The organism is Bacillus sp. MYb78, assembly GCF_002975115.1.
Classification (GTDB): domain Bacteria; phylum Bacillota; class Bacilli; order Bacillales; family Bacillaceae_G; genus Bacillus_A; species Bacillus_A cereus.
Genome location: NZ_PCOB01000014.1, coordinates 107,716 through 122,547, shown reverse-complemented (window position 1 = coordinate 122,547; position 14,832 = coordinate 107,716). Strand labels below are relative to the sequence as shown.

The window sequence follows — 14,832 nt, the reverse complement described above, 5'->3', positions numbered from 1 at the left end:
TACATTATGTACAAGCAGACTTTTGTTTTATGAAATCATAAATTAATACATTATAAGAATGATGTATTAGTATAGCAAACAGTTTACTAAATCCTACATAATATAATTCAATCATAGACAAAGCAGCAATGGTAATCTGAAATACAAAGCAAAATAATAATAACCTAAATATAAAAGCATAGATTAATCGATATGGGGTGAGTACGATGAAGAAAGTAATTGTTTTACTCATTGGTATAGTTTTAATTATTTTTGCTTTTTATCAATACAACAAAAAAGACTATGCAGCTAAAAGTACTAACTTGTATGTAGAAGACTTTAAAGGGGCAAATGATTCAATAAAAATACAATCTGCTATTAATAAAGCAGCGTCTAGTAAAATAAAAACCGTATTGCTTGATGATAAAAAGTATAAAATCACGTCACCAATCACTGTTAAAAAAGGTGTGAAATTATTATTTGGTTATGGATCACAATTTGTGGTTGAGGGAAACTTTAGAGTTCTAGAACTAGAGAAAAACGCATCCATTGAAGGAGCGTATATAGCTATTGACGATCCTAAATTTAACTCTGAAGTTATTTATTTAGACGGTAAAAATAAATATTATAACACTTGGAACAAAACGCAAATAAAAGATATAAATATTATTAATTGGACGGAAACGAATAAAGGTACCGGAATTTCTTTATACTCTGCTGGAAAAGAAAATGAAATTTCGTTTGTTAACTTCGAAAACATTAAAATTGTAGGAATGGAAACCGGACTAAAATTAGTAGCAAAAAAACCGAGCACCGGACAAGCTTGGATAAATGCCAATCGTTTTATGAACTTTTCTTTAGAAGACTGTGTAAAAATGATTTATATGGATAGTCAAGTAACTACGCCAAATGAAATTAGTGGGAATCAATTTACAAATCTTCAAATACAGCCTTCAAATAAAACAAAAAGCATTATACAGGTAAGTGGTCAGCATAATAAATTTCATGGAATGGTGTGGGATTTAAATAAAATAAAACATGAAAACGAACTCATTGAACTAACTGATAAGAGTATGAATACAGTGGTTGAAATGTCCAGTGTACCAGCAAATAGAGTTTTAGATAGTGGGAAATCCAATATTGTGAAATAAGTTTAAATACAGAAAAAAGAGCGAATTCTTTATAAGAGAATTCGCTCTTTTTATATTTTAAAATTAAATTTCCTTCCACCAAGCGAATGAAGGATAATTTGTAGATTTCAACGTAATAGATTCGCCAATTTGAGGCGTTGTAATTTTAACACCTAAACGGTTGGCTTCTTTCGTAACACGTTCTATCGGGTCACTCCATTCGTGTAATGCTAACGTAAAAGCACCCCAGTGAATTGGAAGAAGTAATTCTCCTTTAACATCAATATGAGCTTGTACCGTTTCTTCAGGCAACATATGAATCGCAGACCACCTCGAATCATATTGTCCGCATTCCATCAATGTAAGATCGAATGGACCGTATTTATCACCAATTTCCTTAAAGTGAGGGGCATAACCGCTATCACCACTAAAGAAAATTTTAGTCTCTTGACCAAGAATAAGCCATGAACACCATAATGAACAATTTCTATCTGTCATACCACGTCCAGAGAAATGCCTTGCAGGCGCACATACTAACTTAATATTATCAAACGTAATTTCGTCCCACCAATTATGTTCACTAATTTTACTAGGCGAAACACCCCATTTAATAAGATATTGTGCAACTCCAGTTGGAACATAAAAGTGCTTTGCGCGATCTTTTAACTGCATAATACTTTTGTAATTCAAATGATCATAGTGATTATGAGAAATGATAATCGCATCAATTTCTTGAAGGTCATCACGTTCTAAAGAAAAAGTACCACTATAGCGTTTACTATTAAACAAAGGAAATGGGGAAGAGGCATCTCCAAACATAGGGTCTAATAATAGTTTTTTACCTTCTATTTTCAAAAGAGAAGCAGAATGGCCAAACCATGTAACACTCTCTAACGATTCATTATCTTTATTTGATAAAACGATAGGCAAATCCTTTATAGGACGCAGCTTTGATTTTATTTTAAAGTAATCCGTCATTAAACTTATAATATCTTTCGGTTTAAAACTCATATCAGTATGAATTTGATTTGTATATTTCTTATTCATTCGTTCTCCTTTTTACGATTAACAATTTACGTATGTTGTTATTGTAGCTATTTGTAGTTTAAACTATATTATTTTACCTTTCATCTAAAATGCCTTGTATTTCATAAATCCGTCAAATTCATTATTTGTATCTATAAAGTACAAATCGCACAGCAGCTAAGACAAATATTAAGTACATGTAAATTGTTTTTATTTAGTAAATTCCTTCTTATACGTAACAAAGAACATATGTTTCGTTGTATGTTATAGAAGAAGATAAGTCTCAAATTATTAAAAGGAAGGAGAGGATGTAAGTGCAAATAGAAAGAAAAAAGAACTCAAAATGTAAACTATCAAAATCGGAAATAACGCAGCAATATGCAGAAGGGAAGAGTACTTCAGAAATAGCTACACTTGCTAATGTATCTGCAAGGTATATTCGTATGGTTTTATCAGACAGCAACGTTCCAAGGCGCGCTATAGGGAGTTGGAAGAGAAAGTATGACATAACAGAAAATTATTTTAAAACGTGGTCAAATAACATGGCTTATATTTTAGGGTTTATAGCAGCAGATGGTGTTATACAGAAAGAAAATCAATGTGTCAGTATATCTCAAAAAGAAAGTTATATTTTAGAAAATATAAAAAAAGAACTAAAAACAAACCAGCCACTTTATCAAAACAAAAAAACAGGCGTATACATGCTAAATATTAATAGCAAAACAATAAAAGACGACCTTATGAACATACACGGAATTATGCCATGTAAATCATTTAACATCGAATTTCCTTTTGTACCAGAAGAATATTTGCATCATTTTGTTCGTGGATATTTTGATGGGGATGGTTACGTCAAGTATGAAACTTATACAGTAAGCTTTGTAGGAGGATCATATAACTTTATGAATTCTTTAAATCAGGTACTACAAAATCATAATTTACCAGCCGATTTACTAAATCAAAATAAACATTATCGCGTCATTTTAACCGGAAGAAAACCAATACAACTATTTTCAAAGTGGATTTATAAAGACAAAGATATTTATCTGCATAGAAAATATGAAGAATTTCAGAAAGAAAGTCTAAGTCTAGATCAATTAAAAGATCGAAAGCTAAAAAGAACTCAAGCTGCTGTTAAGCAGAGAAAACAAAATTTCCTTAAGGAATATATGAAAAATAAATGTATCGCTAAAACTTGTTCCATTTTAGAAATAAAGGAACCAACTTTTAAAAGTTGGTTAAAAAATGATAATCAATTTAAAAAAGACTATGAAAGAATTCATTCATTATAAAAATGCAAGAAACCTTAGTATATCTATGCTAAGGTTTTTAATTCGGGATTAAATTTGCGATTATTAGAGGACACTCATTTTCGTTTATAGAACTTAATAAATACATAGATTTTACAATGAATTTATTAGTAAGGGAGGGAATATGAAATGCTCACTAATAATAGTCCGGAGAATATATTACATACAGCTTATGAAGGAAAAAGGCTTTATAACCTTTGTGAACCTCTAATTAAACCAACACTTAAGATCATTGAAGATCATTCAAATCAAATTGAATCTATTTCAAAAAGAAACGACACGTTTAATCATTTATCTAAAGAATCGTATAGTCTGTTACTGTATAGTAGTGTGTTATTAGATTTTGGACAAATAAATTATATTGAAGAAAACTATTAAAAAAAGAAACGACCTTTAAGAAATAAGAAAAGATATTATTATGCTATTCAAGAACAAGAACTAACAGATAAAGAGGCTTTCGTGATGTATGGTAATACGTATTTAGATTTAGGAGAAGTTCAAATTGGTCTTTATGGAAATGCTCGATATTCAACATTAAATTTAATAACAGCAGGTAACGAAACATTTGAAGAATATTTTCAAAACACTAATACTGATATTAATTATAAGAAAAAGCAATTAGTAAAAGGTTACGTAGCAACAGATAGACAAATAGATCTACATTTAAATATAGTTTACGAAAAATTAGGTTTATATCAAAATTCAAAACCTTTTATCCCTGTATTTAAATCAACAGACTTATCTATACTTAACGAATTTGCAAACACAATCAGTAAAGATTTAGTCTTATTGTTTAAAGAAAACGATAAACTTTTAAAAGAATACTTTGTGAGCAGCTACAAATGTAGCAGCTAAACGGATAAATAATTATTAGTAAATAGAGGATAATCTGAAATTAAAATCTAACATATGAAGAAAATGAAATATTTAAAGGGGAGAAGAGCTGTGCAAAAGAAATTTATCAATCCAGAAACAATGCCACCAACTTTTGGATATTCACATGTAGTTGAAGTTAGTAACGCTAAACGAACAATTTACATATCTGGACAAGTAGCGATTAACACTGACGGTCAAATAGTTGGAATTGACGATTTAGCTACACAAACGCGACAAGTATTCGAAAATATTAATAGTGCATTGGAAACTTCGGAATTAAAATTTAATGATGTAGTCAAATTAACATTTTTCTTAACAGATATTTCTCAGATGGCCATTGTTAGAGAGATTCGAGATCAATACATCGATACTAAAAATCCACCAGCAAGTTCAGCTGTCGAAGTTAGAAAGTTAATTAACGATAACTTATTAATTGAAATTGAAGCAATTGCTGTAGCAAACTAATTTTAAAAACTTATTATGAATCATATCCATGCAATTCGTTTAATGCGTTCATTTAAAACGAATTGCATTTTTTATTGTCTTAAATATAATTTATATCTGGAGACATTATCATCAACAACTCATAAAACAACAATAACAAATAAGCACACAATCGATTACACAGAATGAATCCGATGAAAAGGGAAGCGTAACAATCTACACTAACATATAATAAGTTTATTACTTTTATCCAGTTAACATAATATATATTATAGGCAGTTGTAGAAACAAAGTAATATCAGGTATCAAAAACCAAGTAAACTATACTTAATGAGACGAAACAGAGATTTTTAGTGAGATTCACATGAAATCTTATCTAAACAAATTTCTTCAGTTTTTATCGTTTTTATTTGTTATAAATTCATCACAGCAAATCTTAATCAATAATCGCTTAAGATTTAACGAATTAAAAACATTTTTGATTGGCAAGAAATTTTTATACAGAAAAATTATTTCTATACAAAATATAAATTAGTAATTTTATTTTATGTTTTACTTAATGAATTTATTGCTATTTGCACATGTTTTACAACTTTACATTATTTGTTGTTATTTCTGTTATTTAGACTTGACTTTCATTACACTCATTGTTTTTTATTCTAGTTAACATAACGCTTATTTTTAACATAAAAAAATCCTCCTCACCTTCAGGAAGATTTTTTGTTTGCTATTATTTTATTTATATCTTCTAGTAACAATCCCAATTGTAAATGACATTGGAAAAATCTAGATTTAACAAATCTTCCTTACGTATAAAGAAATTAGCAACCCCAGAATCGCCCCACATAATATTTAATGAATCGTCTGTATCGATTTGCAGCAATAATATGTCATGTTGCTGGTATTTTTCTTCCCATTCCCTTGGATCTGTCTGTGTGAAAAATGGATAACCACCAATTTTATGTCCTTGATCCTTACATAAATCATCATACAGTTCGCCTAATTCTGTATTATTTTCTTCATCAACAATTTCTTCCCAATCAATGTTATCACTAAAAATCATTTCAAATCGATAATCTCTTGGTGTTACTGGTTGATATGCCAACTCAAACTTTAGTTTTGCTGCTTTGGGTATGATAAAATTCTCTAAATCTAAAGTGTTTAAATAACTAAAATCAGTAATCACCTTAGTTAAATCCGCTGTGATTGTAGAATGATAAACAATTCGAAAGTCTTTTTGGCTTGTGGGATGATCAAAATCTGCTCCAAAAAGATCTTCTTCAGCACTTATGAAAAACTGTAACATTCCATGTTGAGGCATATGTTCAATGTTTGGTATTTCTTCAAGGTTTAACTGCGCAAGTAACATCATAGGTTGTCCGTTTGAGTCTTTAGGATGCTCTTGATCTATAGGTAAATACGGATATCCACCAAACTTACTTTCAAAAAGCGTTGTCTCTGCTTGCGTTCCAGACACTTTAACATACGGTTTCACACTTTCTTCTAAAATACTACGATACTGTTCTAGTTCTTTCGGAATTTGAAGTTGATACGTATTCTTCACTACATTTGCCTCCCTTTAGTAATGAATTGAAAATGCCTAACTTAATTATATAGCAAGCGATAGCTTAATTGAAAATCGTTAAAAATCCATTTTCACCCTCATTTTTTGCGCGCTTGGTGGACAAAGTAGATTATGTTCTAAAACCTTTTTATTAATAGTTCGAATTAAGTCCGCTGCTTCTGCAGTATTTGTATTTTCTTTTAGTTTTTCTTTTAAATCATCAATTTCTTTTGAAAGCTCAATCCACCTAGGTAAAACATGATTATTTGCTAAAGTTCTATAAAGTTGCTTTTCAGGATTGTAAGAAAGATCTTTATCAAGATTAAGAGGTTTCCCTTTACCAGGTAAATTATCAAAAGCTCCTTTCTGTTCTGCTTGTTTAACGATAGAACTAATATGATCCTCATACGTATAAGACCAAACTTTCTCATCTTTTACTAAAATCTCTTGTTTTTTTAGTTTTTTATCTAGTTCTTCTTGATTCATAGATTCTCTCTCCTTTTTATTTTCTAATGTCGTTTTTGTAAATTCTAATGCCCTTAATCCATCGAATAGCTTTTCTCGCCACCATACGCTATCATGTCCGCCTTGAAACTCTTCGTAAGTGGTTTGGGCGTTTCTTTTCTTCTAAAGCTTTATATAGCAGTCTATTAGCCGTTAAAAGAGGTTCGTTTTCGAGTTCACCTACTGCTATGTAAGAATGTAGATGAGTCGCATTAGAATATATTGATGAAATTTGATTTTCAATCCAAGGAATTGTATTTTCATAATTATCCTTTTTCCAATGTACGGATCCAGACAGTGACAACACATTTCCGAAAATATGTGGATTTTGAAGTGCTGCATAAAAAGCTGCTAAGCCACCAAGACTGAAACCAGCAATTGTTATATGATTCTTTTCTTGATAAACGTGATACTTAGCTTGAATCCACGGAAGTAATTCCTTCGTTAAAAATGCATTCATTTTATCGTTATAAGTTAGCTCTTCTAATCGATCGACAGGATCTATAGCAACAGCAATATACGATGGGATTTCTTTTTCGTAAATTAAATAATTAAGTGTTTTTGTGATTGAAAGGTCATTAATGAATGAATTCCCATCAAATACAATGAGAAGTTCTTGAAGATGTGAAGTGTGAGAATAATCATGAGGCGTATAAATATGAATTTTGCGTGTGTTATTTAAAATCGAACTATAAAAAGAATATGTTTCAATCTTTCCGGATGGATAATCATTTGAAGGAAAACGACTGCTATATTGCACCTCCATTCCTATGTTTAACACAGACGCTTTATTGGTACCTTCTCCAAATGTATTTCGATTAAATTGGTCTATTTCGTACTGTTCACTACGCTTTATCCAATCATTTTCGAAAACATCGTTTACTGAAAAATAGTACGTTGAAATAAAACTCTTATCCGTCCTAAACGTTACATACCAAATATCTGTCTGTAACAATCGTTGTAATTGATTTACAGACAAATCCCAACCAGGAAAACTACCGAATACATAAACGTTTTCAGTGTTTTGATCCCCTAACCATATATACGTTATAAGCTTATACTGATTATCTGCAGGGCATTGTTCTATTAGTGGCGTGTGATTTGACTTTATTTCATGCAAAAAAGTATAAAGAGCTTTTTTGTTTCCATTCTTTAATTAATTTTTAAGCTTCTCTAACTTAGGACTGATTATTGTAGTCACCTCTCCTCCTTTGTAGTATTCTATATGTAGTTTTTTTCATTAGAATCCCTATATAAAAGTAGTCGTAAGTTATTTGTTTAGCGAAGTTATTTATTAGAAAAATAATCAATTGCCTGAATAGAAAGTTCTAATGATTTTATTCTTCTTTCTAAAAGCGTTCTTTGAGGACTCCCAAGCTTTGACTTAACGTAAATCTTTTCAATTGATGGAAGCAAACCAATTAGAACATTACGAGCTTCTGCTAAATCTTCCTGAGTATAATGATGAGTTTCTTGCTTCCAAACACTTTCTAACATAGCTAAGCCGATACTAGCTGCTTTGAGTCTTTTTTTCACTAAAGTAGTATTTGATCCTTTTTGAGTCATCTGTGATAAGGCATTTTCAAGTTTACTAATTGTTGACTGTAAAGATTTTATTGATTCTACTTTATCTATATTTGATACGTTTTTCATGTTAATGTTATCCCTTCTACGTTGCTAACTTGTTTTGTTTAATGTTTAATGAAATCCTTAAAAGCTTGATTTCACTCGAAATATTTTAACATAAATAACTAACTGTATTCGAGTTGGACAATAACTTAAAGTAAAACAGCTATTCCTCTCTCCTCCCCTGTATCATTCTATTATATGTACTTCTTTCTTCTCATTAGAATTCCTATATAAACTAGTTGTTAATATTGAATGTTTTATGAACAAAAAAACGTACAAGTAATGTAACCTGTACGTTTTCGCTTTTATTCAGTAAGGTAATAAAGTAATAGCTTCCTTGTCTTCTCATAACTTATGAAATCTCTATACAAAATGGGATAATTCACAATTTCTGTTTCTAGAAAACGATATTGCGGAAACCACTCGAAAAACGATTTTCTTAACCACTTTATTTGTTGAAACGTAATGTTCTGTTCGTTTCCATTTAGTACAGAATTTAAAGTAGCTGCTGTATGCATCCAATAATGATTAAAATCAGCGTTTATACAGTCATCTTCGGTAAATTTACTTTTTAAGTCTCGCTGCAATTTTGCTGTAGCACGATAAGGAAACGATTTATGAAGTGGACTATGCATTTTCTGCAATTCCTTAAAAATAATTTGTTTTCCTAACTTCAACTTTCTCCTCCTTTATTTCTCTATCCAATTTAATAAGTTTTCATAATGATATTGAGCATCGATATACCCAAGATTATATAGATTAACGAGCTTTTCCTTATTTCTTTCTATTCCGCTTATAGGAAGCTGTACACTTGGTTGAATTACATAAAAATTATCTTTTTGTTCTTCTCGATTCATATAAGATATCGTCTCATTATAAAAACGATAATGGTCTACTAAATTCTCTGCGATTTTCGGATATTTTCTATATAAAATTTTAGCCAGGCCTGAAAATTTATTTCGCTGCTTCTCATATCCTTCTGGCTTTGTCATAATGACAACGTTCTTTTCATAACCATCCTTTTGGGCTTTCAAAACTGGTATAGGGTCTATAATCCCTCCATCTAATAATTTTCGATTATTATATTCTACAGCAGGTGCTATAAACGGTACAGAGCTTGAGGCGCGAATGATTTTTAAAATATCATTTCCGTGTTCTGCTTTATTATAATAAATGGCTTGTCCTGATTCGCAATCAGTCGTCCCTATGACAAACTGTTCATTACATTTTAAGAAAGTTTGAAAATCAAATGGTACAATTTTATTAGGTACTTCATCAAATAAAAAATCCATTCCGAATAATTCGCGTTTTCGAATCAAATTTCGATAAGATATATAACGGTGATCTGCTACTAGCTCTGTATTTACTTTCTTATTTCTCCCTTTTTGACGTGATAAATAAGTTGCTCCCATACAGGCTCCAGCTGATACGCCGACTACATACGGAAAGAATAAGTTCTTTTCCATGAAATATTCGAGTACACCTGCAGTATATAAACCTTTCATTCCTCCGCCTTCTAATACTAAACCTATATTCTTCATGCTATATCCCTCTGCTTCTTTTTTCTTAATTTCATATTAGCATAAGATTTTAAGATGAGGTTATATAAACTAATTACAACAATAACCAGAAACTACTAAAGTAATGTCATAATATCTTTGTGAGTAACATGTTACAATATAAGTAATTCATTCCACATATATTAAAGGAGGAATTTAATATGGGTTTATTTAGCGGTATTTTAGGAAATGCATCAAATACGAGTTCTGAAAGTGTAGAACGTGATTTAGAGAAGATTATGCTAGACGATGAAAAAGTAGAGCATGCTTATAAATTAATTCGTGATTTAATCGTATTTACAAATCGTCGTCTTATTTTAGTAGATAAACAAGGAGTAACTGGCAAAAAAACAGAATACCATTCTATTCCTTATAAAAGTATTACACAATATAGCATCGAAACGGCTGGGCATTTTGATTTAGATGCAGAACTTAAAATTTGGGTGTCTAGTATGGAGGATCCAATTACGAAAGAATTTAAAGGTGACGATAGTATTTTAAGCATTCAAAAAGCGTTAGTAACCTTTACGACAAAGTAGTGGTTTTTGTATTTTTATTCATTTTTAAAATTACTAACCCGAGTATTTTGGAAGAACATACATTATTTTTGTATTTTTAATCTAAAATAACATAAAAAGGTAAAGCGTATTTTATATGCTTTACCTTTCTTTTTTGTAATAAATAAGTGTAGTTTCATCATTTAATTTCTTTATAACTTCTGTTCTTTTATACTCCATCTTTTCATACAAAAAACAATTTTTCTCTTCTTCTAAAATAGTAGCAAGTTCCCAGCTCGTTGCTTCAGGAAACATTTCCTCAATTAATGTAAGTACCTTTTGGGCAATTCCTTTTCCTTGATAACTCGGGTGAATAAACATTGGACTGATCCAAAATTTAGAGGGTGTTTCTTTTTGTGAAATGCATATCGCTCCAACAAGATTCATTGCCACTATTATTTTATAGAAGCCACCGTCTACATGATTTATTCTACAAATAGTTTTTTCGATAGTTTCATTTGCTGGATTTGTTTCATAGTCTTTATATTTATGTGATAAAGGGCTAAATGAGTCTATTTGCATTTGAAATATAACTTCTGCATCACTTTCTGTCGCCTTCTCTAATGTAATCTCCATGTTACCAATTAAGTCGCTTTCTTAACGAGGTAATATGAGCGGTATGATGACGACCATGCCATGCATATAGTCCTATTGCAACAGCAAGTTTTGTTTCACCAGTTTCAGGATGGTTAAATGTCTTTTCTAAATCTTCAATTTCTAGAGAATATAAAAGGTTAACCCATCTTTTATGTAATGAATCTAGCATTACTAGTGAAACATCTACCGGTAATTTTGAATCGGGTAACTCTGCCCACTTCTCTTCTTTATACGGCTTAATAGTTGGATTCTTTTCTGTCAGTGCTAATTTAAAGCGTATGTAGCTATTCATATGGCTATCAACAACGTGATGAACAACTTGACGGACAGTCCACCCTCCAACGCGATATGGTGTATCTAACTGCTTCTGATCTAAATCTTTAATTGCCTTTGTTAGTTCATGAGGTAAATCTTCAATTTCTTGAATCCATGTATCAATCATTTCTTCAGTTATAGGACGTTTGTATGTAAATTGGCCAATTGGATAACGTAAATCATTCATGAATAAGTCCTCCTTATTATAAGCGCGAAGTATTTCTCCAAATATAGTGTACAAACTTCACATGTTCTCCATTTAATTCTACAGATGTTATATCTGATTCGTTTTGATAAGAAGAAAATCCGCTTTTTTCTAGTACAATTTGTGATGCGAGATTATTAGTAGTTGTTTTAGCATGAACTTCAGTAATTTCATTCTTTTTCGCTACATCTAAAATTAATTTTACGGCTGCTGTAGCAACTCCTTTTTTAGTAAATTTTTCTCCGACCCGATACCCTAGAGAACTAATTCGAGTTTCCGTATCTATATCTACTAAATTAATTCGCCCTACAATTTCTTTTTCTTCATTACGAATTAAATAAAAATAAGAATCTCCATCTGCTTGTTCTATTAATAAATCGTCTAGTAGTTTTTGGAAATATTCAAATTCAAAATATTTTGAGCCACGATTTGGTACCATTGTTTCAAAAAAATATTTATTCGTAAGTTCAAACGTAAATAAATCCTTAGCATCTTGTTTCTTTAGTTGCTCTATGTATATTTCCATCCCGTATTCTCCTTCTAGATTTACTAACTGTTATACATTCTTTTTTAATCAATTATATTCCTGCTATTACTTTCGATTAAGTAATACAGATAGTAGCACTTTCGGATGAAAAAGATGAAATGGACTACGAATTAAATTCATCACTCGTACTAACCGAATATAAACATCAGAATTACTTGCGGATAGTCGATATATTTGTTTCGTATACCATAGCTGAAATTTTTGTTTTGTAGTTAATTCTCTCTTTAGTTGCGGATGACGTGATATTTCCGTTGTTGTCATATCCCATGGGGTTTCTATTATATTAGCTGCCTTTTTATAAAATTGTTGTGTAAATGTTTTATCAAGTTGTTTTCTACCTTGCAGAAGTAATTGCAACTGGTGAGCCTCCATAGCAGCAACTGATACGCCTTGGCCGAAAACGGGATCAAAACGACATTGCGCATCTCCAACAACTAATAAGCCTTCTGGTACATTATTCACTAAATCAAATCGCCGGCGTACTTGATAGGGAATTTTGTATGTCTTTATATCAGTAATTCCCTCAGCCTTGTTTAGGAAGTCTGTAACATTAGAAATTGATAGGTTTTCAGCAAAATCATAAAACTCATCATCTGTTTGTGGTGCTTTCTCGTTTGCGTATCCACTGAAAGTAACAAAATAACGATTATCTTCTATCGTTTGAATAAGAACGCCATAAGGGTTATCAGGGAAACTCGGAGACATTAGCACATTGCAACAGTCTAATTTCTCATTTTCTTTAAGTTTGAACATTTTCGTTGCGTAAAATAAATCAATACGAACTTTCTCTTCTTGTACTTCAATTTCGTATTCTCGTAACCACTCTATACTTTTTGAGCCAAATCCACTCGCATCAACTACAAGGTCTGCATGAACTTCTTCTTGTATGTCTGTCTCTAAATATTTAACTTTTACTCCACACACTTTGTTAAGCTTTTCATCTACCAATAACCCTTTAACCAATGTTTCATATTTAATAGTAATATTTGAAATCTGATGTATTCGTTTTTGAATATGCCATTCTAGTAAAGGACGACTTTGTTGAATCATATGTACTTCCCCTATGAACGGTTGTTTCCATAGACCGAATTGATGCCATTTCAAATCACGTGTAAAGTTGTTTATAATACTACCCGCTTCTATTAATTCATTCGTAATAGTAGGAAACAATTCTTCAATTGCTTTTTCTCCACCTTTTAATAACACGTGAGGATGATTACTTTGTGGAACTCTTTTTCTTGAAGCTTTTCCATCCCATTTTTCACCGACTTCTAAAATGATTACTTCTTTAAAAAAAGTTGATAATGCTTTTGCTGCAAACTTTCCTGCCATACTTCCACCAATAACGATAGCCTTATTAAACATATTTTCCCCCTTAATAAAAAGAGATCCTGCCTTGTATGAATGAAACAGGATCTTAAACTAATTAACTTCTTTATCATTATACTTAAAATACATCAGTAAATTGCAACGTTAAAATTAAAATACCTAATCCCCATACGTAATACGCGAATACTTTTAAGGAGTGACGTTTTAAATATTGAATCATCCATGAAACGGCTATGTATCCAAAAAACGCTGCTGATAACGTTCCGACAATTAAAGATGTACTAGAAATAGATTCTGCTTTCCCTTGAAAAACGTCTGCAAATTGCAAAATGATAGCTCCAACAATAGCTGGTGTCGACAGTAAAAAAGAAAAGTAAGCAGCAGTTTCACGGTCTAATTTTCTCCATAATGCAGCGACAATTGTCATTCCAGAACGGGAAATGGCTGGAAAAATAGCAGCAGCTTGAAATGAACCGATAATTAATGCGTCTTTATATGTTATGTCACCCATTTTTTTACGACCATTCTTTTGTTTATCTGCCATGTAGAGAAAGAATCCGGTCACTAAAAACTCCCAACCGATCGTGATTCCTGTTTTTGAAATATCTTCAAAGAAGTCTTTAAACAATAAACCAATAACAACTGCAGGTATCGTCCCAACAATAAGTAATAACATGAGCTTTGAAAATGGGTTTTTAATTAAATATATAAATTCTTTTTTGTAATAAATAAACACTGCAAGTAAAGTCCCAATATGCAACATCGTATCTAAAAATAAGCCTGCTTCATCTAATTGAAATAAATGCCTTCCTAAATAAAGATGTCCGGTACTACTGATTGGTAAAAATTCTGTTAAACCTTGAATTATACCTAATATGAAAGCTTCTAACCAATTCATGATGGTCTCCTTTCTCTTTTGCTTGTACCAATATATGAGGGTTAAATTTTCGATATGAAAAAAACTATATTTCTCTATGAATTTACTTTTCGTTTATGGATATATATGTAAAGAGAATTAAGGAGGGTTATTATGTGGAAGCACACAAAATTCGGTAATGTATTACTTTGGATGGGCCCTATCCTTGTATTTTTAGGACTATGTATGACAAATGTTATTTCAGATATTCCTTTCTTTGAGGGAAAACATAAAACGCTTGGTATTGTACTTATATTTATAGGGATATTCTGTTTTATTGTGGCTAATCATTTGAAAAAAGGAGAAAGATATGAAGAATAAATCTAAATAAAAAACAATCCTGGC

At 31.0% G+C, this 14,832-nt stretch carries 15 protein-coding genes and 2 pseudogenes; 6 read left to right on the top strand and 11 right to left on the bottom strand.

All coding sequences use genetic code 11. From position 1 onward, the window contains the following. Window positions 1-206: 206 nt before the first annotated feature. Window positions 207-1,130, top strand: a complete 924-nt coding sequence (locus tag CQ064_RS22960) for a hypothetical protein (RefSeq protein ID WP_000756044.1) — start codon at window positions 207-209, stop codon at window positions 1,128-1,130. Between the two features lie 63 nt (window positions 1,131-1,193). Here the strand turns inward: CQ064_RS22960 and CQ064_RS22955 are convergent, their stop codons facing one another. After that, a complete protein-coding gene (locus CQ064_RS22955) occupies window positions 1,194-2,156 on the bottom strand; it encodes an MBL fold metallo-hydrolase (protein WP_001037064.1) in 963 nt (320 codons plus the stop codon). 293 nt (window positions 2,157-2,449) lie between these two features. On the opposite strand from CQ064_RS22955, the gene CQ064_RS22950 reads away from it, so the two are divergent. From CQ064_RS22950 to CQ064_RS22940, 3 genes and pseudogenes are all read left to right on the top strand, one after another. Further along, on the top strand, window positions 2,450-3,427 hold the full coding sequence (locus tag CQ064_RS22950; RefSeq protein WP_001165411.1) for an LAGLIDADG family homing endonuclease: 978 nt from the start codon (window positions 2,450-2,452) through the stop codon (window positions 3,425-3,427). Window positions 3,428-3,610: 183 nt separating this feature from the next. Continuing rightward, window positions 3,611-4,300: pseudogene (locus CQ064_RS34140) on the top strand (hypothetical protein); the annotation flags it as partial. A gap of 90 nt (window positions 4,301-4,390) precedes the next feature. Beyond that, a complete protein-coding gene (locus tag CQ064_RS22940) occupies window positions 4,391-4,786 on the top strand; it encodes a RidA family protein (RefSeq protein ID WP_001169705.1) in 396 nt (131 codons plus the stop codon). Between the two features lie 727 nt (window positions 4,787-5,513). On the opposite strand, the gene CQ064_RS22935 is transcribed toward CQ064_RS22940, so the two are convergent. The 5 genes and pseudogenes from CQ064_RS22935 to CQ064_RS22905 all read right to left on the bottom strand — a co-directional run bounded on the left by CQ064_RS22935 (window position 5,514) and on the right by CQ064_RS22905 (window position 10,003). Next, window positions 5,514-6,329, bottom strand: a complete 816-nt coding sequence (locus CQ064_RS22935; protein WP_000799810.1) for a YwqG family protein — start codon at window positions 6,327-6,329, stop codon at window positions 5,514-5,516. Window positions 6,330-6,407: 78 nt separating this feature from the next. Further along, window positions 6,408-8,034: pseudogene (locus CQ064_RS34315) on the bottom strand (DnaJ family domain-containing protein). An 86-nt stretch (window positions 8,035-8,120) separates the two neighbouring features. Continuing rightward, window positions 8,121-8,486, bottom strand: coding sequence for a hypothetical protein (locus tag CQ064_RS22920; protein ID WP_000800305.1), 366 nt, complete (start codon window positions 8,484-8,486; stop codon window positions 8,121-8,123). A 281-nt stretch (window positions 8,487-8,767) separates the two neighbouring features. Continuing rightward, on the bottom strand, window positions 8,768-9,139 hold the full coding sequence (locus CQ064_RS22910; protein ID WP_000765917.1) for a YxiJ-like family protein: 372 nt from the start codon (window positions 9,137-9,139) through the stop codon (window positions 8,768-8,770). A 12-nt stretch (window positions 9,140-9,151) separates the two neighbouring features. Then, on the bottom strand, window positions 9,152-10,003 hold the full coding sequence (locus CQ064_RS22905; protein WP_000789260.1) for a patatin-like phospholipase family protein: 852 nt from the start codon (window positions 10,001-10,003) through the stop codon (window positions 9,152-9,154). A gap of 179 nt (window positions 10,004-10,182) precedes the next feature. Between CQ064_RS22905 and CQ064_RS22900 the strand changes: the two genes are divergently transcribed. Next, on the top strand, window positions 10,183-10,560 hold the full coding sequence (locus tag CQ064_RS22900; RefSeq protein WP_000522472.1) for a PH domain-containing protein: 378 nt from the start codon (window positions 10,183-10,185) through the stop codon (window positions 10,558-10,560). A gap of 120 nt (window positions 10,561-10,680) precedes the next feature. On the opposite strand, the gene CQ064_RS22895 is transcribed toward CQ064_RS22900, so the two are convergent. The 5 genes from CQ064_RS22895 to CQ064_RS22875 all read right to left on the bottom strand — a co-directional run bounded on the left by CQ064_RS22895 (window position 10,681) and on the right by CQ064_RS22875 (window position 14,469). Continuing rightward, window positions 10,681-11,154: a GNAT family N-acetyltransferase gene (locus CQ064_RS22895; RefSeq protein WP_000406645.1), complete on the bottom strand. Its 474-nt coding sequence runs from the start codon at window positions 11,152-11,154 to the stop codon at window positions 10,681-10,683. Window position 11,155: 1 nt separating this feature from the next. Next, window positions 11,156-11,677 (bottom strand): YfiT family bacillithiol transferase, encoded by a 522-nt coding sequence (locus CQ064_RS22890; protein ID WP_000999062.1) that lies wholly within the window; start codon window positions 11,675-11,677, stop codon window positions 11,156-11,158. Between the two features lie 16 nt (window positions 11,678-11,693). After that, a complete protein-coding gene (locus CQ064_RS22885; protein ID WP_000409246.1) occupies window positions 11,694-12,221 on the bottom strand; it encodes a GNAT family N-acetyltransferase in 528 nt (175 codons plus the stop codon). Window positions 12,222-12,287: 66 nt separating this feature from the next. Then, entirely contained in the window at window positions 12,288-13,607 is a 1,320-nt protein-coding gene (locus tag CQ064_RS22880) for an FAD-dependent monooxygenase (protein ID WP_000482039.1), read from the bottom strand. A gap of 82 nt (window positions 13,608-13,689) precedes the next feature. Continuing rightward, window positions 13,690-14,469 (bottom strand): undecaprenyl-diphosphate phosphatase, encoded by a 780-nt coding sequence (locus CQ064_RS22875; protein ID WP_001104276.1) that lies wholly within the window; start codon window positions 14,467-14,469, stop codon window positions 13,690-13,692. Between the two features lie 132 nt (window positions 14,470-14,601). On the opposite strand from CQ064_RS22875, the gene CQ064_RS22870 reads away from it, so the two are divergent. Beyond that, window positions 14,602-14,808: a hypothetical protein gene (locus CQ064_RS22870; RefSeq protein WP_000265470.1), complete on the top strand. Its 207-nt coding sequence runs from the start codon at window positions 14,602-14,604 to the stop codon at window positions 14,806-14,808. Window positions 14,809-14,832 lie beyond the last annotated feature (24 nt).